Origin of the sequence: Amycolatopsis sp. NPDC026612 (assembly GCF_040638285.1) — a bacterium.
In the GTDB taxonomy this organism is placed as follows: domain Bacteria; phylum Actinomycetota; class Actinomycetes; order Mycobacteriales; family Pseudonocardiaceae; genus Amycolatopsis.
Window position 1 is genome coordinate 19,058 of record NZ_JBEZYB010000033.1, and the last position, 21,361, is coordinate 40,418.

21 protein-coding genes are annotated in these 21,361 nt (G+C 70.7%); 11 read left to right on the forward strand and 10 right to left on the reverse strand.

Translation table 11 applies throughout. The features are described from left to right. Positions 1–109 precede the first annotated feature (109 nt). Genes AB0F15_RS26555 through AB0F15_RS26575 form a run of 5 tightly spaced genes read left to right on the forward strand, consistent with a single transcriptional unit; the run spans position 110 to position 3,275 of the window. On the forward strand, positions 110–454 hold the full coding sequence (locus AB0F15_RS26555; RefSeq protein WP_360275557.1) for a hypothetical protein: 345 nt from the start codon (positions 110–112) through the stop codon (positions 452–454). Next, the gene (locus AB0F15_RS26560; RefSeq protein ID WP_360275560.1) at positions 451–1,566 is read left to right on the forward strand and encodes a C40 family peptidase; all 1,116 of its coding nucleotides are present in this window, start codon (positions 451–453) and stop codon (positions 1,564–1,566) included. The genes AB0F15_RS26555 and AB0F15_RS26560 overlap by 4 nt, the downstream gene beginning before the upstream one ends. Before the next feature lie 3 nt (positions 1,567–1,569). Beyond that, entirely contained in the window at positions 1,570–1,950 is a 381-nt protein-coding gene (locus AB0F15_RS26565; protein WP_360275563.1) for a YbaB/EbfC family DNA-binding protein, read from the forward strand. 5 nt (positions 1,951–1,955) lie between these two features. Continuing rightward, positions 1,956–2,456: a YbaB/EbfC family nucleoid-associated protein gene (locus AB0F15_RS26570; RefSeq protein WP_360275566.1), complete on the forward strand. Its 501-nt coding sequence runs from the start codon at positions 1,956–1,958 to the stop codon at positions 2,454–2,456. Between the two features lie 21 nt (positions 2,457–2,477). Further along, positions 2,478–3,275 (forward strand): tyrosine-protein phosphatase, encoded by a 798-nt coding sequence (locus AB0F15_RS26575; RefSeq protein WP_360275569.1) that lies wholly within the window; start codon positions 2,478–2,480, stop codon positions 3,273–3,275. On the opposite strand, the gene AB0F15_RS26580 is transcribed toward AB0F15_RS26575, so the two are convergent. After that, entirely contained in the window at positions 3,226–3,366 is a 141-nt protein-coding gene (locus AB0F15_RS26580) for a DUF664 domain-containing protein (protein ID WP_360275572.1), read from the reverse strand. The two genes, AB0F15_RS26575 and AB0F15_RS26580, sit on opposite strands and share 50 nt — an antisense overlap. Before the next feature lie 221 nt (positions 3,367–3,587). Here AB0F15_RS26580 and AB0F15_RS26585 point away from each other — a divergent pair, with 221 nt between their 5' ends. Continuing rightward, positions 3,588–5,417 carry a glycoside hydrolase family 3 N-terminal domain-containing protein gene (locus tag AB0F15_RS26585; protein WP_360275575.1) on the forward strand — a complete coding sequence of 610 codons (1,830 nt, stop codon included), beginning with the start codon at positions 3,588–3,590 and terminating at the stop codon, positions 5,415–5,417. A gap of 29 nt (positions 5,418–5,446) precedes the next feature. Next, positions 5,447–6,727 carry a ThuA domain-containing protein gene (locus AB0F15_RS26590; RefSeq protein WP_360275578.1) on the forward strand — a complete coding sequence of 427 codons (1,281 nt, stop codon included), beginning with the start codon at positions 5,447–5,449 and terminating at the stop codon, positions 6,725–6,727. A 64-nt stretch (positions 6,728–6,791) separates the two neighbouring features. On the opposite strand, the gene AB0F15_RS26595 is transcribed toward AB0F15_RS26590, so the two are convergent. Continuing rightward, complete coding sequence (locus tag AB0F15_RS26595) at positions 6,792–8,015, reverse strand: lipase family protein (RefSeq protein WP_360275581.1); 1,224 nt, start codon at positions 8,013–8,015, stop codon at positions 6,792–6,794. 87 nt (positions 8,016–8,102) lie between these two features. Here AB0F15_RS26595 and AB0F15_RS26600 point away from each other — a divergent pair, with 87 nt between their 5' ends. Further along, a complete protein-coding gene (locus AB0F15_RS26600) occupies positions 8,103–8,747 on the forward strand; it encodes a TetR/AcrR family transcriptional regulator (protein WP_360275584.1) in 645 nt (214 codons plus the stop codon). A gap of 6 nt (positions 8,748–8,753) precedes the next feature. Here AB0F15_RS26600 and AB0F15_RS26605 read toward each other — a convergent pair whose 3' ends face one another. The 3 genes from AB0F15_RS26605 to AB0F15_RS26615 all read right to left on the reverse strand — a co-directional run bounded on the left by AB0F15_RS26605 (position 8,754) and on the right by AB0F15_RS26615 (position 12,128). Further along, on the reverse strand, positions 8,754–9,914 hold the full coding sequence (locus AB0F15_RS26605; RefSeq protein ID WP_360275734.1) for a GGDEF domain-containing protein: 1,161 nt from the start codon (positions 9,912–9,914) through the stop codon (positions 8,754–8,756). 321 nt (positions 9,915–10,235) lie between these two features. Then, positions 10,236–11,495: an MFS transporter gene (locus AB0F15_RS26610; RefSeq protein ID WP_360275587.1), complete on the reverse strand. Its 1,260-nt coding sequence runs from the start codon at positions 11,493–11,495 to the stop codon at positions 10,236–10,238. Positions 11,496–11,831: 336 nt separating this feature from the next. After that, positions 11,832–12,128, reverse strand: a complete 297-nt coding sequence (locus AB0F15_RS26615) for a hypothetical protein (protein WP_360275590.1) — start codon at positions 12,126–12,128, stop codon at positions 11,832–11,834. A 195-nt stretch (positions 12,129–12,323) separates the two neighbouring features. Here AB0F15_RS26615 and AB0F15_RS26620 point away from each other — a divergent pair, with 195 nt between their 5' ends. Next, entirely contained in the window at positions 12,324–14,207 is a 1,884-nt protein-coding gene (locus tag AB0F15_RS26620) for an FAD/NAD(P)-binding protein (protein ID WP_360275593.1), read from the forward strand. Positions 14,208–14,222: 15 nt separating this feature from the next. On the opposite strand, the gene AB0F15_RS26625 is transcribed toward AB0F15_RS26620, so the two are convergent. The 3 genes from AB0F15_RS26625 to AB0F15_RS26635 form a co-directional block, all read right to left on the reverse strand. Then, positions 14,223–15,329: a glycosyltransferase gene (locus AB0F15_RS26625; protein ID WP_360275596.1), complete on the reverse strand. Its 1,107-nt coding sequence runs from the start codon at positions 15,327–15,329 to the stop codon at positions 14,223–14,225. 18 nt (positions 15,330–15,347) lie between these two features. Continuing rightward, positions 15,348–15,986 (reverse strand): HNH endonuclease family protein, encoded by a 639-nt coding sequence (locus tag AB0F15_RS26630; protein ID WP_360275599.1) that lies wholly within the window; start codon positions 15,984–15,986, stop codon positions 15,348–15,350. 133 nt (positions 15,987–16,119) lie between these two features. Then, complete coding sequence (locus tag AB0F15_RS26635; protein WP_360275737.1) at positions 16,120–16,764, reverse strand: hypothetical protein; 645 nt, start codon at positions 16,762–16,764, stop codon at positions 16,120–16,122. A 112-nt stretch (positions 16,765–16,876) separates the two neighbouring features. Between AB0F15_RS26635 and AB0F15_RS26640 the strand changes: the two genes are divergently transcribed. Then, positions 16,877–18,163: an adenylosuccinate synthase gene (locus tag AB0F15_RS26640; RefSeq protein WP_360275602.1), complete on the forward strand. Its 1,287-nt coding sequence runs from the start codon at positions 16,877–16,879 to the stop codon at positions 18,161–18,163. An 11-nt stretch (positions 18,164–18,174) separates the two neighbouring features. On the opposite strand, the gene AB0F15_RS26645 is transcribed toward AB0F15_RS26640, so the two are convergent. Continuing rightward, a complete protein-coding gene (locus AB0F15_RS26645; protein WP_360275604.1) occupies positions 18,175–18,672 on the reverse strand; it encodes an OsmC family protein in 498 nt (165 codons plus the stop codon). Positions 18,673–18,793: 121 nt separating this feature from the next. On the opposite strand from AB0F15_RS26645, the gene AB0F15_RS26650 reads away from it, so the two are divergent. Then, positions 18,794–19,702 carry a TIGR03564 family F420-dependent LLM class oxidoreductase gene (locus AB0F15_RS26650; protein ID WP_360275607.1) on the forward strand — a complete coding sequence of 303 codons (909 nt, stop codon included), beginning with the start codon at positions 18,794–18,796 and terminating at the stop codon, positions 19,700–19,702. Here AB0F15_RS26650 and AB0F15_RS26655 read toward each other — a convergent pair. Then, a complete protein-coding gene (locus tag AB0F15_RS26655; RefSeq protein WP_360275609.1) occupies positions 19,683–21,317 on the reverse strand; it encodes a Na+/H+ antiporter in 1,635 nt (544 codons plus the stop codon). The genes AB0F15_RS26650 and AB0F15_RS26655 overlap by 20 nt on opposite strands. Between the last annotated feature and the right edge of the window lie 44 nt (positions 21,318–21,361).

Below are 21,361 nucleotides of genomic sequence, written 5' to 3' on the forward strand. Positions count from 1 at the left end.
CTCCGGGCAATTCGCCCACCCGGGTACGGACCGTGGACTAGGCTGTTTCCCGCAACAGGGAACCGGGGGTGCCGCGCGCACGTCGCACCCCCGGTGACAGGGAGGGCCAGTGGAGGGTTCGGGGTTTCACGTCGACGACGGCGCGTACACGCGGTACGCGCGCGAAGTCGACCCACTCGGTGAAGACGTCAAGGCCGCCGCGGAAACGCACGTCGGCCCGCACGTGACGCTCGGCGGCCACGGCTTTTCGGAGATGGGCGGCGAGTCCGGCTTCTCCGGCGCCTACAGCGGCCGGATGCGCGCGCTGCAGGAGAAGATGCACCGCGTCGGCGGCGGCTGGCAGCAGGTCGGCGAAGCCGCCCGGCAGACCGACCGCAACTACACGGCGGTCGAGGCCGAACACGGCGACGTCGTCCGCCGGCTCGGCGGCGACCTCGGGCAGGACCGCGCGTGACCGAGCACGCCGATCAGCTCGTCCGCCACGGCCTGGACACCACCAACCGGTTCGCGCGCAAGCTGCGCCACGACCCGGCTGCCATCGGCGGCGCCCGTGACGCGCACGTCGCCCTGCAGACGTCGGTCGGCACGACGCGCGACCACGCGTCCGCCCAGCGCGTCCAGCTCGTTTCCGCCAGCTCGGGTTCGACGACCGACCGCGCCACGGCGACGTCGCAGAGCCTGGAGAAGGAAGTCCAGGACCTCCTCGACGAGAGCGCCGAGATCGAGCAGGCCGTTGCGGAGGCGGCCGAGACGCTGCACGTCGGCGAGATCAAGAACGACCAGGTCCGCGACCAGATCATCAAGGAGATCTCGGCGTCGATGAAGGCGCTGGAAGCGGTCAAGACGATCCAGCCGCCGGAGAGCCGCGGCGCCGCCTCGCGCGACATCCTGATGAAGCTGCAGACCAAGATCAGCAGGCTCACCGGTCAGGCCGCGACGTTCAGCGAACAGACCATCAACCAGCTCACCGACATCGGCACCCGGCTCGGCGGCGGGGAACAGTCGACGTCGGCGAGCAGCGCGTCCTCGACGAAGGTCGGTTCGTCGTTCAACAGCAGCAACGGCTACTCCGGCGGCTCCGACGGTGGCGGCGGTGGCGGGGGAGGCGGCGGCGGTGGTGCCGTGCACAAGCCGCGGCTGCCGGTCGCGATCCCGCCGCAGCCCGGCTCCGGCGTCGCGATCAACCTGCCCGGCGGCAAGCAGGTCATGGCGCCGAACGAGACCGCGGCCAAGGCCGTGCGCAACGCCCTTTCGCAGCTCGGCGTCCCGTACGTCTGGGGCGGTACCGCCCGCGGTGTCGGCCTCGACTGCAGCGGGCTGACCATGACGTCGTACCAGGACGCCGGCCTGCAGCTGCCGCGGACGGCGGCCCAGCAGACGGTCGGGGCCGAGGTGCCCTCGATCGACCAGCTGCTGCCCGGCGACCTCGTCGTCTGGTCGGGGCACGTGGCCATGGTGATCGGCGACGGCCAGATGGTCGAGGCCGGCGACCCGGTGCACGTCAGCACGATCCGCACGACGAACGCGGGCCAGTCGTTCATCGGTTTCTACCGGCCCACGGGGTGACTCTTGGCTGACTTCGACATCGACCTGGCCACGGCCCGCGTCGCCGAAGAGGCGTCGCGGGCGGGAGCGGAGGCCGCTGCCCGCATCGCGCGCTCGGGCCCGGTGGCAGGCAAGGCGTCGTCTCCGGACAGCACCATCGAAGTCCAGGTGGCGCCGGGCGGCTTGCTCACGGGGCTCACCATTCACCGGTCGGCGCTGCGGCACGGGTCCGCGGTGCTCGCCGACCGGATCTTCGAGCTGGCCCAGCGTGCGACCCGCCGCGCGGGCGACAAGATGTACCACGCACTGGCACCCGTCGTGGACGCCGCTCAGCTGCAAACCCTCGGCTACGAACCGATCCCGGACGACGACCCGGACGCCGACACCTACTCGTACGGAAGGTGAGTGCGGTGAGCACGACCCGTCAGCTGATCGCCCAGGCGCGGGCGCGGGAAGAGGCGATGGCCCGGGTGGAGGAGCTGCTCGCGTCGGCTTCCGGCACGGCCCACGACCTCGACGGCCAGGTCGAGGTCACCGTCGACGCCCGTGGCAAGCTGCTGCGGCTGTGGCTGGCCCCGTCGGCGGTGAACCTGGGCGAGGGCCTGGGGCCGCGGGTGGTGGAGATCGCGCAGGCGGCCATGCGCGAGGCGACCCAGGACGGCTACAACAAGGTCGCCCTGCTGCTCGGCGAGGACATGACGTTCATGATCGAGCAGATGACGGGCGTGCCGGCGCCGGCCCGCGCGGAGGACGACGACCCGGGCATGACGGTCGAGGAGTTCCAGCGGCAGCGGGCGGAGCGGCTCGGTTCGGCGCCTGCGGAACCGCCTCGCCCGGAGCCTTCGAGCGTCGAGGAGGAAGACGCGTACTGGGAGTCCTTCGACCCGGCCTCGCTGCGCTCGGACCGCTGAACCGTGCGGGCGAGCCGAGTGGTGTCCTGGCCGGGTTTCTTCAACACCAGGGACCTGGGCGGTCTGCCGGTGAAGTCCGGCGGGACGACCCGGTTCGGGGCCTTCTTCCGGGCGGCGGACCTGCGGTTCGTCACCGAGGCCGGGTGGGCCCGGGCGCGCGACGCGGGTGTCCGCACCGTCGTCGACCTCCGGAACGCGGATGAGATCCGGGCCACGGCGGATCCCCGGACCGCGCAGGCGGGTTCGGCGCAGTTCATCGCGGACACCGCGGGGCCGGCCACCCCGGCCGGGATCGACCGGCTCGAAGTTCCGCTCGACGACATCGACGACCTCGCCTTCTGGCAGCACGTCAACCGGGCCGGGCTCAACGGCACCCCGCTCTACTACCCCGTCTTCCTCCGGCAGAAGGCCGGCCGCTGCGCCGCGGTCGTCAAGGCGATCGCCCAAGCCGATTCCGGTGGCGTCCTGTTCCACTGCGGCGCGGGCCGGGACCGGACGGGCCTGATCACGCTCCTGCTGCTCGCGCTGGCCGACGTCGAACCCCGCGCCATCGCCGCGGACTACGCCATGTCGGCCGAAGCCCTCGAAGCCCTCTACGCCGCGATGGGCACCGACGACCAGGGGCCGCTCGTCCGGGCCGTCCTCGCGAAGCACGGCACCACGGCCGAAGCTGCGGTGCTGGCGACCCTCGACGGGTTCGACGCCGGGCAGTACCTGCTTGCTGCCGGTGTCACCGGCGGCGAACTCCGCGCCCTTCGCGGCCGGCTGGTCAACCCAGCCGGGCCGTCGAGTTCGCGCCGTCCAACGACTCCCGGATGATGTCCGCGTGGCCCGCGTGCTGGGCCGTCTCGTGGATCAGGTGCAGCACGATCCGCCGGGCCGACCAGAACTGAGGTTCCGGCGCGACCACGGTGTCGTCGGCAGCTGCACCTCCACGTCCAGCGAAGGCAGCGAAGCCACGCCCGTGGCCAGGTGGCGGATCAGGCCACCCAAGCAAACTAGGTCAGCTACTGGCGGAAGCCGCAATCCCGCTGACCGGCACCCGAGTTCGCGCAGAGGTCTGGACCAACCGGTGAAGGCTATGCATTAATTCAAGGCGTGAATTTTGGTCTCTCGACGAGGAGGACCCGCATGCGCCTCGGACGCAGACTGGGCATCGGCGCGCTGGCCGTGGGGTTGCTGCTGGCGCCGGAAACGCCCGCGCTCGCCGGGAACGGCCCGGCCTACAAGGATTCCTGGCGGCCGGTCAAGGTCCGGGTCGCCGATCTGCTGTCCCGGATGTCCCTCGACGACAAGCTCGGCCAGATGATGCAGGCCGAACGCCTCGGGGTGAAGAGCCCGGCGGACGTCACCACCGGGCGGCTCGGCTCGCTGCTCTCCGGCGGGAGCTCACAGCCGACGCCGAACACGCCTGTCACCTGGGCCGACATGTACGACGGCTTCCAGAAAGCCGCGCTCGCCACGCCGCTGGGCATCCCGCTCGTCTACGGCGTCGACGCCGTCCACGGCCACAACGGCCTCTACGGCGCCACGGTCTTCCCGCACAACATCGGCCTCGGCGCGACGCGCGACCCGCGGCTGGTCGAGCAGATCGGCCGCGCCACCGCCGAAGAGGTCTCCGGTACCGGCATCGACTGGGACTTCGCGCCCTGCCTGTGCGTCGCCCGCAACGATCGCTGGGGCCGCACCTACGAGTCCTTCGGCGAGGTCCCGCAGCTCGCCACCCAGATGACGTCGATCATCACCGGCCTGCAAGGAAAAGCGCTGAACCGGCCCGGCTCGGTCATGGCCACCGCCAAGCACTACGTCGGCGACGGCGGCACGACCGGCGGCGTCAACGAAGGCAACACCGAGCTCGGTGAGCAGGAACTGCGCGCGATCCACCTGCCGCCGTTCAAAGCCGCGGTCCAGCGCGGGGTCGGTTCGGTGATGATCTCCTACAGCAGCTGGAACGGCGTCAAGATGCACGCCGGGTCGTACCTGATCAACGACGTCCTCAAGAAGGAACTCGGGTTCACCGGGATCGTCGTCTCGGACTACAACGGCGTCGACAAGATCGACGGCAAGAGCGGGTTCACCCCCGAAGAGGTCGAGGCCGCCATCAACGCCGGGATCGACATGGTGATGGTGCCCTACGCGTGGCAGAAGTTCATCGACACGCTGCGCACCCTCGTGCAGGACGGCCGCGTGCCGCTGTCCCGGATCGACGACGCGAACCGCCGCATCCTCACCAAGAAGTTCGAGCTCGGCCTGTTCGAGCACCCGCTGACCGACCGGCGGTTCCTGACCACCATCGGCAGCAAGCCGCACCGCGACCTCGCGCGCCAGGCCGTGCGGGAATCGCAGGTGCTGCTGAAGAACGAGAACCACGTCCTCCCGCTCTCGAAGCGCGGCAAGGTCTTCGTGGCCGGCAAGAACGCCGACGACCTCGGCAACCAGTCCGGCGGCTGGACGGTCGGCTGGCAGGGCACGAGCGGGCCGGTCATCCCCGGCACGACCATCCTGCAGGGTATGCGGCAGAAGTCTTCGACGGTCACCTACGCCGAGGACGGCACGGGGATCGACAAGAGCTACGACGTCGCCGTCGCGGTCGTGGGGGAGACGCCGTACGCCGAAGGCAAGGGCGACCGGCCCCAGGGGATGGGGCTGGACGCGACCGACCTCGCGACGCTGCAGAAACTGAAGGACTCCGGCGTGCCGACGGTGGTGGTGCTGGTGTCCGGGCGGCCGCTCGACATCGCGGCGCAGCTGCCGGACTGGGCGGGGCTCGTCGAGTCGTGGCTGCCGGGCAGCGAAGGGCAGGGCGTGGCCGACGTCCTCTTCGGCGACTACCACCCGACCGGCAAGCTGCCGGTGACCTGGATGCGCAGCGCCGACCAGCAGCCGATCAACGCGGGCGACGGCAAACCCGCGCTGTTCCCGTTCGGCTTCGGCCTGCGGTATCCGCACCGCCCCTGGTGATCCCCGTCCCCCACCGGAAAGGTCCGCCCATGAGATCCCGCCGTCCGCTGATCCGGATCGTGGCGTTCTTCGCCGTCTGCCTGGGGCTCGCCCTGGGCAACCCGGCCGTGGAAACCGCGCACGCCGTGACGCCGTTCAAGGTGCTCGCCTTCTACAGCGGCACGTACGACGCCGCGCACATCAGCTTCGAGAAGGAAGCGAACGTCTGGTTCCCGCAGCAGGCGGGCGCCAACGGGTTCACCTACACCGCGACGACCAACTGGAACCAGCTCACCACCCTCACCCCGGACCAGTACCAGGTGGTGCTGTTCCTCGACGACCAGCCGCAGTCGCAGGCGCAGTTCCAGGGCTTCCAGCGGTACGTGCAGGCGGGCGGCGGGTTCTTCGGCTTCCACGTCACCGCCTACAACGACAGCTCGACGCCGTCGTACGCGAACTGGTTCCACAACGACTTCCTCGGCACCGGCCGGTTCACGTCGAACACGTGGGGACCGACGCCGGAGACGCTGAAGATCGAGAACCGCACGCACCCGTCGACGGCGAACCTGCCGTCGACGATCCGGTCGTCGATGTCGGAGTGGTACGCCTGGCAGAACGACCTGCGCCAGAACAGCAACATCACCGTCCTGGCGTCGATGGACCAGTCCACCTTCCCGATCGGCACCGACCCGAACCAGACCTGGTCCAGCGGCTACTACCCGATCGCCTGGACGAACAAGAACTACAAGATGCTCTACGCCAACTTCGGCCACAACGCGATGAACTACGAAACGAACACCGCGCTGTCGTCGACGTTCGAGAGCGCCGACCAGAACCGGTTCGTGCTCGACGGGCTCAAGTGGCTCGGCGGCGGCTCGACCGGGCCGACCGACCCGGGCACGATCGACCCCGCGGCCTTCTACGCCGTGACGAACAAGGCGTCCGGCAAGTGCGTCGACGCCCGCGCGGCCGGCAGCGCCAACGGCACGGTGATCCAGCAGTACACCTGCAACGGCACCGCGGCGCAGCAGTACCAGTTCGCCCCGGCCGGTGGCGGCTTCGACCGGATCGACAACCGGACGAACCCCGCCCAGGTCATCGACGTCACCGGGGTGTCGACGGCCGACAACGCCGGGCTGCAGCTGTGGTCCTACAGCGGCGGCGGCAACCAGCAGTGGCAGCCGGTGCCGGAAGGCGGCGGGTACTACCACTTCGTCGCCCGGCACAGCGGCAAGTGCCTGACCGTGCCGGGATCGTCCACAGCGGACAGTGTCCAGCTGGTCCAGGCGACCTGCAGCGGCAGCACCGCTCAGTCGTTCAAGGTCGCCTAGCGGGTCGTGAGTGGTAATTCGGGTTGGAACCCGAATTACCACTCACGACCGGCTGCGGGAGACCTCAGAACCAGCCGCAGTTGACCGGCGCCGGCAGGCCGGCGAAGCGGCCTTCGAGCCAGGCGAACGCCTCCGGGTAGGCGCGCACCGCGCCGAGCACGTGCGTCGGCACCAGCGACGTGCTGAACTGCACCTGCACGCCCTTGCCGCACCACGTCCGGCCCAGGTCACGGTCCTGCGCGTAAGGCACGATGTCGTCGAGCGCGCTGTGGACGATCAGCACCGGTGCCGTCGGCTTCAGCGACCCGATCTTCTGCTCGGCCACCCGTGACCGGTACGGCTCTTCCCCGAGGTAGGTGGTGAGCGAGCGGCCGTCGGTCGTCAGCGTCGACGACTGCGTGAACGCGTGCGCGGCGATCGCCTCGACCGTGCACTCGGTCCGGACCCGCTCGAACAGCTGCTTCCCGCGGGCGTTGAGCAGCGCCGGGATGTCCAGCTCCGGGTACGCGTAGTTCATGCTCACGAGCGCGAAGGCGAGGAAGCCGACCGCGTAGTGGCCGTCGAGGTTCTTGGCGACCGCGGCGAGGTCCGCCGGCACGGCCCCCGCGTACGCACCCTTCAGCTTCAGCTCGGGGGCGTAGCCCGGTTGCAGTTCCGCCGCCGCGGCCGAAGCGCCGCCGCCCTGGGAGTAGCCCGCGATCGCGACCGGGCCGTCGGCCGGGAGTCCCGCTTCGGGCAGCCGCTGCGCCGCGCGGATCGCGTCGAGCACCGCGTGCCCTTCGGCCGCGCGGTTGACGTAGGTGTGGTCTCCCGGTGTCCCGAGTCCCTCGTAGTCGGTGACGACGACGCCGTAGCCCCGCGCCAGCAGCCCGGCGATGAACGGGCCTTCGTACTCGAAGCCCGCGGCAAGCGCTTTCGACGGCGCGCAGTCGTCGCCCTCGCCCTGGGTGCCGACGGCGTAGGAGACGATCGGGCGCACGCCGGTGCCGTGCCAAGCCGCCCGCGGGGTCAGCACCGTGCCGGTGACGGCGATCGGCGAGCCGTGCGTGTCGGTGCTGCGGTACATGATCCGCTGGACGTCCGCGTCGGCCTTGATCAGCTGGATCGGATCGATGTAGAACGTCGACGCCTCGTGCCGGATGACGTCGCCGTCGCGGCCGGCGGGCAGGGGGGACGGCGGATCGTAGAAGGAGGTGGCGCCGGCCGAAGGGGGACCGAGCGTCACCAGCGCCAGTACGGAAACCGTGGCGACGGCCGCGGAGAGGGCGCGGCGGGGGAAGATACGCATGCTTGCTCCTCGTTGAGCAGGTCGAGTGCGCGGGAACACCTTTTCAGACAGAGGTGTCGGAAAAAGAATCACGTGAGGTGGACCACAATGTCAAGCCCGGCCCCGCGCGGGCGGCCGCGCAAGCTCCCGGTTTCCGAGCAGCGCGCCCGCGTGCTGCGGGCGACCGCGAGGGTCGTCGCGCAGCACGGGATGCAGGGCGCGACGATCGAGCAGATCGCGCGCGAAGCCGGCGTCTCGCGCCAGGCCGTCTACGAGCAGTTCGGTGACCGCGCGACGCTGTTCGCCGAGGTCGTGGCCGACACGGAGGCGCGGGCTTTCACCGCCATCGCCGGGCCGTCGGTGGCCGACGAGCAGCCCGGCCTGCGGGCCTGGGCGCGGGCCAACTACGCCAACATGGTCACCTTCGTCGCCGACCACCCCGAGGGCTACGGCGTGCTCCGCGCGGCCGAGCGTGCGGGCGACCCCGCTCTCACCCGGTTGAGGGAGAGGCTGGCCGTCGTCTACGCCGAAGCCAGCCGCCGTCGGTGGGCCGCGCACGGCATCGACTCCGGCCGGGCGGACCGCGCGCTCGTCACGCTCTTCTTCGCGATGACCGAGTCACTGGTCCAGGCCACCTGGGACGGCGAGCCGCCGGACCAGGACGCCCTGATCGACCTGCTCACCGAGTTCACCGTCGGCGGTGTCGCTCGCCTCCAGACCAAGGCGAGCGACGTCATCGACCGGTTGCGGTAAAGGGCGCTAAGCCGCGGCCAAGGCCGCCGCCGAACCCACCACCCGGTTGCGTCCGCCGTGTTTGGCCGCGTACACGGCCGCGTCGGCGCACGCCATGACCTCCTCGATGGACGAACCGTCGAGAGGGTAGGCGGCGACGCCGATGGACGCCGTCTGCCGTTCGATGTCGACGGCGGCGCCCGCGTTGGTCGTGGTGCTGATGATCAGCTCGCTGACCCGTTGCCGGATCCGCTCCGCCGTGACGATCGCATCCTCTTTGGACGTCGAGGGCAGCAGCGCGACGAACTCCTCGCCGCCGAACCGGCCGACCAGGTCGTGCGCCCTGGTCTCCTGCTTGACCACCGCGGCGACCGCCTTGAGCACGTCGTCGCCCGCGAGGTGCCCGTAGGTGTCGTTGATCCGCTTGAAGTGGTCGAGGTCGATCATCATGGCGCCGAAGCTGCCGTTCTCCCGCTCCGCGCGCGAGATCTCGCGCTGGGCGCCGTCCTGCCAGGTGGTGGCGTTGAGCAGCTGCGTCTTCTGGTCGGTGGTGGCCAGTTCTTCCAGCCGCTTGATCAGCACGGACCGCTGCAGCACGTACAGCGGCAGGATCACCAGCACCGACAGCAGCGGCTCGGTGGTCAGCACCATGACGAGCAGGCCGCCGACGCACAGGGTGGCCAGCTCCAGCAGGTTGTCGTCCATGTTGCCGAGGCAGCCCTCGACGGTCGCCTTCTCCGGGGCGGCCAGGTACAGGCCGAGCCCGGTGAGGGCGGTGTTGGTGGTGAAGAACGCGATCGCGGCCAGTGCGACGGCCACCATCCCGTGTCCGCTGAACAGCTCCGCGACGAGGCCGGCGGCGAAGCCGGACAGGATCATCGTGGTGGCGTTGGCCGCGACGCGGTGGGCCTCACCCGGACGGGTACCGGACCAGCTGCGGAACGCCAGGTAGACGTAGAGCACGGTGCCCAGGACGGCCACCAGCTGCGGCGGCACCAGCAGTCCGGCGGGCAGCAGCCAGACGGACGTCATGTTGATGTGCGGGCCGTTGCTCAAGATCCGGCGCTGGCGCTCGATGCGCCTGCTGACCTCGGTCTGGGTCACCGCCAGGGCGGTGAGCAGCGCGAACGTCCCCACGTTCGCGAGCGTGACCGGAATCGAAAGCGTGGCGGCCGTGGTCCAGGCCAGCATGACGGCGATCGCGGTGAGTGTGACGGCGACCCAGGCTTTTGGCCGGGTCCACAGTGCCCAGTCGGCAACACCACGAACCGAGGCTTGTCCAGACCGTTCCCCCGATGTGACCATTTTTCCCCCAGCCCCTTGCGCAGGTGATCAGTGACAATCTACTCACGGACAGTTTCAGACCGTTTGCGTGCTGTCCACAAGGGCTTTCGGTGTGTACTTTTTGGTTGACACCGGAACGAGAGGTGGCCAGCGATGCGCGGCAAAGATCAGTGACCGCACAGCGCACCGCAAGGTCGCGCAGGTCAAGCCCACGCGCGGGGCATGTCAGGCATGTTCGGCGCGTGCGGCTTCTTTGTCGATCCATCTTTCCGGCTCGCCCGACAGGGCCCGGGTCCACAGTGCCGCCAGCGGCAGGGTGAGGACGAGCCCGGCGACGCCGAAGATCCCGACGGTCCCGTGCGGGGTGAGCTGATCCGCGAGCACGCCGCCGATCAGCGGGCTGACGCCCATCATCGTGGTCAGTCCCGTGTTGGACAGGCCCATCACCTGCGCGCGCTGCTCGTCGGGCACGGCCAGGGTCAGTGACGCGGTCGCCTGCAGCAGGCAGACCGTGCCCAGGCCGCCGGACACGATGAACAGGATGATCGACGAGACCGGCCCGGGGTTCAGGAAGCAGAGCACCAGCGGCACCGCGCACAGCGCGGACAGCGGGCCGATCAGCTTCGGCCGCAGCCGCGCGGGCACCCAGCGCGTGTAGGCGAACGTCGCGATGACGCTGCCGATCGGGTCGGCCGCGAGCAGCAGGCCGATCGCCTGCGGGCCGCCACCCGCCGCCGAGACGTACGGCGCGGCGATGCCCTCGTAGACCGGCAGGAGCCCCATCAGCCAGGTGAAGAGCACCAGTGTCCGCAACGGCGAGTTCGCGAAGGCCGTGCGGCCACCACCGCCGAGCGTCGCGAAGAAGGACTTGCGTTGCTCGCCGGCCGCCGCGGCCGGCCGGGCCCGGACGCCGAAGCGGACGAAAAGGGCCGACAGCACGAACGTGGCGGCGTCGACGAGCAAAGCGACGTGCGGGTCGACGGCGATCAGCAGCGCGCCACCGCCGGCGAAGCCGAGCAGCTGGGCGCTCTGCACGGTCATGCTGCGGATGCCCATCCCGACGACGAAGCGGTCGCCCTCGAGCACCTGCGGCAGCAGCGCCAGCTGGGACGCCTTGAACGGCGGGTTGACCAGCGAGACCCCGCCGACCAGCACGCACATCAGCCAGAACGGCATCCCGGGCACGGCGACCAGCAGGATCAAGGCGGCGCGCAGCAGGTCGACGACCACCATCACGCTGCGGCGGGGGAAGCGGTCGGCCAATCCGGTCAGGAAGATGCCGCCCAGCAGCGACGGCGCGTAGGTCAGGGCGTAGGTCAGGCCGGTGAGCGTCGCGGAGTTCGTCCCGGTGAACACGAGGATGGACAGCGCGACCCTGGCCAGCTGGTCACCGGCGATCGAGAGCAGTTCCCCGAACCACAGGGCGCGGAACTCGGCGACCCCGAACACCTCGCGGAACGTGACGCGATCCGGCGGTGCTGCCATACGTTTCTCCCGACATCTGTGCAGACCGCGTCCCTCGCACGACCGCAGGTGACGAGACGACCAGTCGGTCATGAGGCAGTCACGGTACGTGAGTTACCCCAGCCAGTGTCCCGTGACTGTTGGTAAATCTCTAGGTTCTTTCGCTGGTATCCAGGGTGTCACGGAGCTTTCCCGAACGGGTCAGACGATAGCCCGCAGTGTCTGACCGGTGGCCCAGGAGTCACCAAGCGATCATTCCGTACCGCTTGGTCGGTCGCCAGAGGCAAAAGTAGCCACCTCGCGGGCGCGAGGTGGCCACCGGGGAAACGGGAGCTCAGCCGTCGGTCCGGCCGTGGCTCAGCTCTGGCCGCGCGCGCGTTCGATGACGTCGATCGAGGCGCGGACCTGTTCGAAGCTGGGCGGGACCGCCCGGTTGAACACGACGGTCAGGGACCGGCGCGGGATGACCACGAACTCGACGTCGACCCCGGCCGCCTCCGCGGCGGCCTCGACGACGTCCCGCCAGTGCTTCGGGTCGATCCCGTCCGGGTCGGCCCACTCGTGGGCGAAGATCGCCCAGTTCCCCTGGAGCAGGGTGCCGACCACGTCCTGCGCGGTGGGGACGCGGTGCGGCGAACCGATCTCATCGGCCAAGTCTTCGCCGCCGGGGTGGTGCTGCCGTCGATGCTGCCGAGGCCCGGGCGCCTGCGTGGACGAGGGACAATTCCGCTCCTTTTGCCGGTGTGCCCGGGGGATTCGGAGCCGCGAGGGGGGTGGATGGGTCGCGCCCGGGAGTCCGCTCTGTGGGACGGGCTTCCCGTGCCGGAACCCCGGCGTAGCTTCGGGTTCGTGGCCGATCTGCCGCCGTTCACCCTTGCCGTCGTGGGCGCCGGACCCCGCGGGGTCGGCGTTCTCGAACGGCTCGGCGCGAACGCCGCGGAGCGACCCGGCGGACGGCGGCTCGAGGTGCACCTGATCGACCCGTTCCCGCCGGGGCCCGGCCGGGTGTGGCGGTACGACCAGTCACCGCTGCTGCGGATGAACTCCATGCCCGAGGACGTCACGATGTTCACCGACGACTCGGTGACGATGGCCGGCCCGGTGCGGCCGGGGCCGTCGCTGCTGGAGTGGGCGCGGAAGGTGCGGGACAGCGGGCTCGACGCCGAAGTGCCGCCCGACGTCGTCGCCGAGCTGACCGCGCTCGACCCCTTCGACTTCCCCACCCGGCGCCTGCAGAGCGCCTACCTGACCTGGGTGTACCGGAAGGTCGTCGAGGACCTGCCCGACGGCATCGACGTCGTCGAACACGCGGCCCGGGCGGTCGGGGCGGACGGGCACACCGTCCGCCTTTCCGACGGGTCGGCGATCGCGGCGGACGCCGTCGTGTTCACCGTCGGGCACCTCGACGCGGAGCCCGACGAGCGGGAGCTCGAACTGGTGGAGTTCGCCGCCCGGCACGGGCTGTCGTACTACCCGGCCGGCTACACCGCCGACGTCGACTACGCGGGCGTCGAGCCGGGCGAAACCGTGCTGGTGCGGGGATTCGGGCTGGCGTTCGTCGACCTGATGCTGCTGCTGACCGAGGGCCGCGGCGGCCGGTTCGAGGACTTGCCGTGCGGCGGCCTGCGCTACCACCCGAGCGGCGCCGAGCCGGTGCTGCACGTCGGGTCCCGGCGCGGGGTGCCGTACCACGCGAAGATCGGCTACCGGCTGCGCGGGAAACCGTTGCGGCTGCCCAGGTTCTTCGACGCCTACGCCATGGACGGGCTGACCGGGCCCGCCCTCGACTTCCGCGCGGACGTCTGGCCGCTGATCGCGAAGGAGCTGGCCTGGGGCTACTACAGCGAGCTGTTCACCGGGCACCCCGGCCGCGTCCGGATGGACTTCGCCGTGTTCGCCGACGCCTTCGCCGACCTCGACTGGGATTCGCCGTCCATGCGGGACCTCGTCGCGCGGGCGGTGCCCGCCGACGCCGACCGGCTCGACCTCGACCGGCTGGACCGGCCGATGGCGGGCCGCACCTTCGGCACGGCGGAGGAGTTCGGCAAGGAGCTGCGCAAGTACGTCGAGGCCGACCTGGCGCGCCGGGCGGACCAGGAGTTCAGCGCCGACCTAGGCGCATTCACGGCGCTGCTGTCGGTGTACGGCCAGCTGCCCACTTTGGTCCAAAGAGGACGCTTGGCTGCCGCGTCCCAGGTGTCCGATATGGACGGCTGGTTCCACGGCTTCTTCTCCTACTACGCCAGCGGGCCGCCGCCGCGCCGCCTGGACGAACTGCTGGCGCTGCACGAAGCCGGCGTGGTTTCCTTCGCGGGCGCCGACATGCGGGTGACGGCGGAACGCGGCGTCTTCGTGGCGTCCTCGACGAGCCACCCGGAGACCGTCGAGGCCCGCACGCTCATCGAAGCGCGGTTGCCGGGCCCGAGCGTGACCCGCGCGGCCGACGGCCTGCTCCGGCAGCTGCGCGACGCGGGCGAGCTGGCCGAAGAGACGGTGGCAGATCCCGTCACGGGCGCGCGCCTGCCGTCCGGTCGCATCCACACGCGGGTCTCGGACTCCCGCGTGCTCGACGGCAGCGGACGTCCTCACCCGCACCGGTTCGCGGTGGGCCCGCACACGAGCGCCCGTTCGGCGGCGGCGTTCACGAGGCCGCGGACCAACGCGTTGTCGTTCCGCCAGAACGACGCGGTGGCGCGGGAAATCCTGGCGCTCGTGAGTGGTAATGAGGGTTAGAACGCTCATCACCACTCACGAGGCCCAGGTGACGATCTCGGCCAGCACCCGCGCGGGCGGCGCCATCTCCGCGATCTCGGCGGCGATACCGCGGGCGATGGTCCGCGCTTCCGGGTCCGCCAGGAGTTCCCGGGCGGCGGCTTCGATGGCGGGCATCCGGATCTCGTCGCCGGTCAAGGACCGGGCCGCCCCCAGCGCCGAGAGGCTGTCCGCGTTGGCGAACTGGTCGGCGCCCTGGGGCAGGATCAGCTGGGGCAGCCCGGCGGCGAGCGAAGCGAGCACCGTGCCCGTGCCGCCGTGGTGCACCGCCAGTCCGGCGTGCTTCAGCACCTCGGCCTGCGGCACGAACCCGGCGACCCGCACGTTGGCCGGCACCGGGCCCAGCGCCGCCGGATCGCCCGGCCCGAGCGCGACGAGCACGTCCGTTCCGAGGCGGGCCAGCGCGTGGAGCGCCCCGCGCAGCACCTGCGTCGCGCCGAAGACCACCGTGCCGAGCGTCAGGTAGACGAAGCCGTCGTCCGGCAGGGGCGGCAGCGGAACGTCCGGGTCGAACGGCGTCGGGCGCATCCGGAACACCTTCGGCACGGCGGCGGTGACCGGGTCGCGGACGCTGTCGGGCCAGACGTCGACGCAGGCGTCGCCGAGCATGGCGTCCGCGGGCAGCGTGCCCCAGAGCGGCCGGAGCCGTTCGGCGGCGAGGGCCAGGACATCCGGCGGCAGCGACCGCCCGATCGCGACCGAGACGGCGGGGATGCCCGCGCGGCGGGCCGCCACCCCGGCGCCGACGTCGCTCATCTCGTGGATCACCAGCCCGGGACGCAGGTCCGGGAGCAGCGGCGTCAGGTCGGCGAGCAGCGAGCGCGGCAGCAGTTCGCCGAACATCGTGAGGGCGAGTTCGATGAATCCGGTGTCGTCGCCGTGCCGTCGCCTGGCTTCGGCTTCCGCCTCGGCGATGCCGAGGCCGGCGCGGTGGACCGCGAAACCGAGGTCACGCACCTTGGGCACGAACGTCTCGCCGGTGCCGAACACGACCTCGTGCCCGGCCGCGCGCGCCGCGTTCGCCAAGGGGAGCAGGGGAAAGAGGTGGCCGTACGCCGGGCGGCACGTGAAGAGGATCCGCACCGCCCGAGCGTACCGGCGTCAGCAGCGGTTGAGCATGTCCGTCAGTGCAGTCTTCTCGGCGGAGTTGATCGTCAGCTTGAACTTGGCCTTCACCGCGACCCACATCTTCGCGTAGGTGCACCAGTAGCTGACGAGCGGCGGCTTCCACGCGTCGGGCGACTTGTCGCCCTTCTCCTGGTTGACGTTGTCCGTCACGGCGATCAGCTGCGGGTCGGTGAGGTCGTTCGCGTACGCCTGGCGCTGCGCCGTCGTCCACGACGACGCCCCGGTGCGCCACGCGTCGGCCAGCGGCACCACGTGGTCGATGTCCACATCGGACGCCGCGGTCCAGGTCGCGCCGTCGTACGGGCTGAACCACTTGCCGGAGGTCGCGGCGCAGGCGGAGTCGGTCACCACGCTCGTGCCGTCGCGCTTCAGCACCACTTCGCGGGTGTTGCAGCTGCCGCCCTGGTCGATCCAGTGCGGGAACTTGTCGCGGCTGTAGCCGGTCTGCGAGCCGTCGGCCTTGACGGTCAGCGCCGCGAGCTCGGACTTCGCCGTGGTGGCCGACGGGATGCCCGGCGGGGTGGCGGCCGCGACGCCGGCCAGGGTGCCGGACAGCACCGCGGTGACGGCGAGCACAGTGAACGAATGACGAACAGCAAGCCTGGTTGGCATTTTGCTGCCTCCGGGTCAGTGATGGGGACAGCTAACCCTGAAGCACCGGAGTGGCGAGTACAACACGTATAGGTGACATGTTGCTGCCCGTCGATGAACACCGCGTTGCCGCCGGCTCACCCTACCGTGACGATCAGCTCGCGCCCCGGACCAATCGCAGGTCTTCGGTGTGGCGGTACCAGGTCCACTTGTTGACCGCGCGCTCGTGGACGACGTCGTCGCGCACCGGCCGGGTCGGGATGCAGCCGATCTGGAACGCCCGCGCGTACAGCGTCGTCGGGCGCTTGAAGATCGTGCCCTTCACCACCCGGATGGCGAGGCCGGGCCCGCCCGGATCCGGCGTCACCTCGATCGATGCGGCCGGCCCCCGCAGGGCCACCTGCTCGTCGGCGTAGGCCACGCCACGGACCAGCCGGAGCTGCCCGCGCCCGACGAGCACGCCGCCGACGTCGTCGCGGATCAGCGGCACCGGGTCGACCTCGCCGCGCAACGCCAGCGCGAGCGCCCGCAGCGGCGTCTTCGGCAGGCCCCAGAGCGCGCCGACGACCGAGTCCGGCGACGACGGCACGAACCCGACCGACACGCCGGAGACGGCGTCCTTCCGGAGCAGCCGCTGCACGACCGCGGCGAGGTCCGCATCCGTGCCCGACACGACCAGATGATCGTGTTCGCCCAGCAAGGGATCGATTTCCGCCTTGCCGGGACGGCTCGGCACCCGGATCGACTCGACGTCGTCGACCTCTTCGAAGCCTGCCGATTCGTCGCCACAGGCCACCACTATTCCGCGCACCCGCGGGTCCTCCGTTACGCTCATGCACCGGCATTGAGCAGCGCCACCGGTGTCCGTCCGGGACACTAAACCTCACGTCGTCGAAAACCTGGAGTGTCACATGCCGGCCATCGTGCTCATCGGTGCCCAATGGGGAGACGAAGGCAAGGGCAAGGCCACCGACCTGATGGGTGACCGCGTCCAGTGGGTCGTCCGCTACCAGGGTGGCAACAACGCCGGTCACACGGTCGTCCTGCCGAACGGCGAGAACTTCGCCCTGCACCTCATCCCGTCCGGCATCCTGACGCCGGGCGTGACCAACGTCATCGGCAACGGTGTGGTGGTGGATCCGGGTGTGCTGCTCGAAGAGCTCTCCGGCCTCGAAGCGCGGGACGTCGACACGTCCAAGCTGCTGATCTCGGCCGACGCGCACCTGATCATGCCGTACCACGTGGCCATCGACAAAGTCACCGAGCGGTACCTCGGCAGCCGCAAGATCGGCACCACCGGCCGCGGCATCGGGCCCTGCTACCAGGACAAGATCGCCCGCGTCGGCGTCCGCGTGCAGGACCTGCTCGACGAGAAGATCTTCCGCCAGAAGGTCGAAGCCGCACTGGAGTTCAAGAACCAGGTGCTGGTGAAGGTCTACAACCGCAAGGCCCTCGACGCCGACCAGGTCGCCGACGAGGTGCTGGCCGCGGGCGAGAAGTTCGCGCACCGCATCGCCGACACGCGGCTGCAGCTCAACCAGGCGCTGGAGCGCGGCGAAACCGTGCTGCTGGAGGGCTCACAGGGCACGCTGCTCGACGTCGACCACGGCACGTACCCCTTCGTGACGTCGTCGAACCCGACGTCCGGCGGCGCGAGCGCGGGCTCCGGCATCGGGCCGGGCCGGATCGGCACGGTGCTCGGCATCCTCAAGGCCTACACCACGCGCGTCGGCTCCGGCCCGTTCCCGACCGAGCTGCACGACGAGTCCGGCGAGTACCTGCGCAAGCAGGGCGGCGAGTTCGGCGTGACGACCGGCCGCTCGCGCCGCACCGGCTGGTTCGACGCGGTGATCGCGCGGTACGCGGTGCGCGTCAACGGCATCACCGACTACTTCCTCACGAAGCTGGACGTGCTGTCCGGGCTGGAGAAGGTTCCCGTGTGCGTCGGCTACGAAGTCGACGGATTCCGCACGCAGGACATGCCGATGACGCAGACCGACGTGCACCACGCGATCCCCATCTACGAAGAGCACCCGGGCTGGTTCGAGGACATCTCGGCGTGCCGCACGTTCGAGGAGCTCCCGGCGAACGCCCGCGCGTACGTCGAGCGCCTGGAAGAGCTGTCGGGTGCCCGGATTTCGGCGATCGGCGTCGGCCCGGGCCGCGAGCAGACGATCGTGCGGCACGCGTTCGTGTAAGGCGCTGCCGTCTAGGTCAGCTTCGTGCTGACCGGCGTCTCGTTGCGGAACAGGTCGAGCACGGGGCAGTGCTCGTCGACCTCGCGCTTGAGGTCTTCGTAGCGCTCCCGGCTCGCCGGGCCTTCGAGCTCGACGGACACGCGCACGTCCCCGAAGCCGGGGCGGGTGTTGAACGAGAAGCCGAAGAAGCCGTGCAGGTCGAGGTCGCCGTCGACGGTGACCTTGACGGAGTCGAGCGGAACCCCGCGCTTCGCCGCCCAGAACTGGTAGGTGATGACCTGGCAGGACCCGAGGGCGGCGAGCGCGAACTCGACGGGGTTGGCGGCGTGGTCGGTCCCCCCGAGGGCGGCCGGTTCGTCGACGGTGAAGCTGTGGTCCCGGACCTTGACTTCGACTTCGGTCTTCGTCCCGGGCTTCAGGGCGTTTTCGACGCTGAAGGAAACGGCGGCGTTGTGCGGATCGGCGTCGACGGCCCGGCGGGTGCCTTCGATGACTTCGGTCAGCGACATGGGGCTCTCCTGAGATCGTGATCGGGATCTCGCTCAGCGTGGGGGATGCACGAGCGGCCCGCTCGGGTTCTCACGCGGTGGGAAGCCGGAAATCCGTGGCGCCGCTCGATACCTTGGGATCATGACCATCGGAGTCGCGCTGCCGGCCGGGGACACGGGAACGGCACTGAACCTCGTCGACGAGCTCGTCGCCCAGACCCGCCAGGCCGCCGAGGCCGGGCTGAAGTCCGTCTGGTTCTCCCAGCTGCCGCTCAGCCAGGACGCCATCACCGTCGCCGCGCTCGCCGGGCGGGAAGTTCCCGGGATCGAGGTCGGCACCTCCGTCGTGCCCACCTATCCGCGCCATCCGCTGCTCGTCGCGAGTGCGGCCCAAACCGCGCAGGCGGCCACGGGTGGCCGGTTCACGCTCGGGATCGGGCTCGGCGCGAAGGGCTTTCTCGGCCCGGTCTACGGCGTCGAGTACCCACCGCCGATCCGGCACCTGCGCGAGTACCTGACCGTGCTGCGGCAGGTCTTCGCCGGGGAGGCCGCCGACTTCGACGGCGAGACCGTCCGCGCCCACTCGCCTGGGCCGTCCACTGTGGCCGGTGGCGGGGACGTGCCGGTCATCGTCGCCGCCATGGGGCCGCAGGCGCTGGCCGTCACCGGTGAGCTCGCCGACGGCACGCTGCCCTACCTCGCCGGGCCGAGAGCGCTTTCCGAGCGGATCGTCCCCGCTCTGCCCGAAGGGAAGCGGATCATCGCCGCCGTGCCGGCCGTCGTCACGGACGAACCCGACGCCGTCCGGGCGCTCGCCGCCGAGCAGATGGCCTTCTACGGGCAGATCCCGTCCTACCGGAAGATCCTCGACGCCGAAGGCGTGGACCACCCCGTGGAGCTGGCCCTGATCGGCGACGAGGAGCACGTCCGGCGGGGGATCCAGCGCTACTACGACGCCGGCGCCACCGACGTCGTCCTGACCCAGACCGGGATCCGCTCCGCCGAAGAGCGCCTGCGGACGTGGGAGGCGCTCAGCCCAGCCGGTTCGTGAGGGTCGCCGAGACCGACAGTTCTTCCAGATCCAGCTCCCGCAGCACCTTCCGCAGGACCTCGTCGTCGAGCCGGCCCGCGCGGTTCTCCTCGATCATCGCCTTGCGCTGCGTGATCAGCAGTTCGCGCCGGGCCTTCGCGAACTGCGCCTGCGGGCTGCCGGAGTGCTCCTCGCCGGACAGCGTGATCGCCGCCTTCGCGAACCGGTAGCGCATGTCGATCAGCCGTTCCAGCCGCTCCTTGAGCCGGGTGACCCGCTCCGGGGGCAGGTCCAGGGAAGCCAGCCGCTCGCGGTTGATCTCGCGAAGCCGTTCGTGCGCGGCCTTCTTCGCGACTTCGCGCGCCGCGAGCTCCTCCGCTTCGTCTCGCGATGTTTCCGTCGGGTCCTCGACCTTCAGCACCCGGATCAGCGGCGGCAGCGTCAGCCCCTGGACGAGCACCGTGCCGATGGCCACCGTGAACGCGAACAGCTGGATTTCCGCGCGTCCCGGGGTGTCCGCCGGGACGCCGGCCGCGGCGGCGAGCGTGACCACGCCCCGCATGCCCGTCCACGAGACGACCGCCAGGGTCCGCCACGAAGGCGCCGCGCGGTCGCGGCCGAAGAGCCGCACCGTCTGCGGCAGGTAGGCGGAAACGAACACCGCCGGGATCCGCACGAGCATCGTCACCGCGAGCACGGCCACCGCCACCAGCGCGAGCGTCCCGTTGTCGCGGGCGGCGTGCTGCGCGCCGTCGAGCACGAAGGGCAGCTGCAACCCCATGAGGGCGAACACCAGCGCTTCCAGCAGCACGTCGATGGACGCCCAGACGGATCTGTCCTGCATGCGCGTCGCGGGGGACGCGTACAGCGCGCGGTGGCCCAGCAGGAGGCCCGCCGCGACGACGGCGAGCACGCCGGACCCGCTGAAGTCGTCGCTGAACGGGTGCAGGTGCTCGGCGGTGACGTAGGCGGCGAACGGCACGATGATGCCGAACGCCGACTCCATCAGCGGGTCGTCGAGCTGCCGCCGGATCAGCACGACGAGCGCGCCGATGGCCAGGCCGACCCCGATGCCCAGCACGGTCGCCACGCCGAACACCGCGAACCCGTGCCCGGCCGAGCCCGCCGTGCCCGCGACGGCGGCGAGCGCGACCTTGTACAGCGTCAGCGCGGCGGCGTCGTTGACCAGGCTCTCGCCGGTCAGCACGGTCATCACCCGCCGGGGCAGGCCGAGCTTGCGGCCGATCGCCACCGCGGTCACCGCGTCCGGCGGCGCCACGACCGCCCCGAGGACCAGCGCCGAGGTCAGGGGCACGTCCGGCAGCAGCAGGTGCACGACGAGGGCGACGACCACGGCGGTCACGGCGACCAGCACCACGCCCAGCGCGACGATCGGCCGCAGCGCCCGCTTGAAGTGCGTCAGCGAGCTCTCCAGCGACGTCGAGTAGAGCAACGGCGGGAGCACGGCGGTGAGCACCAGTTCGGGCTCCAGCTCGAACCGCGGCACCCCGGGGATCAGCGCGACGCCGAGCGCGACGACCACCACCAGCAGTGGCGCGGACAGGTTGTAGCGCCGGGCGAGTGCGGTCAGCGCCAGCGAACCGGCGAGCACGCCCATCAGCGTCAGGATCTCCACCCGCCTGATCTTTCCGCAGGTCGTGGGCCCGTGCCCGGCTTCCG

Coding starts and splice junctions, on each gene's coding strand:
- AB0F15_RS26610 (WP_360275587.1), bottom strand. CDS start 11,495: ATGGCAGCACCGCCGGATCGCGTCACGTTCCGCGAGGTGTTCGGGGTC.
- AB0F15_RS26600 (WP_360275584.1), top strand. CDS start 8,103: ATGTCAAGCCCGGCCCCGCGCGGGCGGCCGCGCAAGCTCCCGGTTTCC.
- AB0F15_RS26595 (WP_360275581.1), bottom strand. CDS start 8,015: ATGCGTATCTTCCCCCGCCGCGCCCTCTCCGCGGCCGTCGCCACGGTT.
- AB0F15_RS26650 (WP_360275607.1), top strand. CDS start 18,794: ATGACCATCGGAGTCGCGCTGCCGGCCGGGGACACGGGAACGGCACTG.
- AB0F15_RS26590 (WP_360275578.1), top strand. CDS start 5,447: ATGAGATCCCGCCGTCCGCTGATCCGGATCGTGGCGTTCTTCGCCGTC.
- AB0F15_RS26630 (WP_360275599.1), bottom strand. CDS start 15,986: ATGCCAACCAGGCTTGCTGTTCGTCATTCGTTCACTGTGCTCGCCGTC.
- AB0F15_RS26585 (WP_360275575.1), top strand. CDS start 3,588: ATGCGCCTCGGACGCAGACTGGGCATCGGCGCGCTGGCCGTGGGGTTG.
- AB0F15_RS26640 (WP_360275602.1), top strand. CDS start 16,877: ATGCCGGCCATCGTGCTCATCGGTGCCCAATGGGGAGACGAAGGCAAG.
- AB0F15_RS26645 (WP_360275604.1), bottom strand. CDS start 18,672: ATGTCGCTGACCGAAGTCATCGAAGGCACCCGCCGGGCCGTCGACGCC.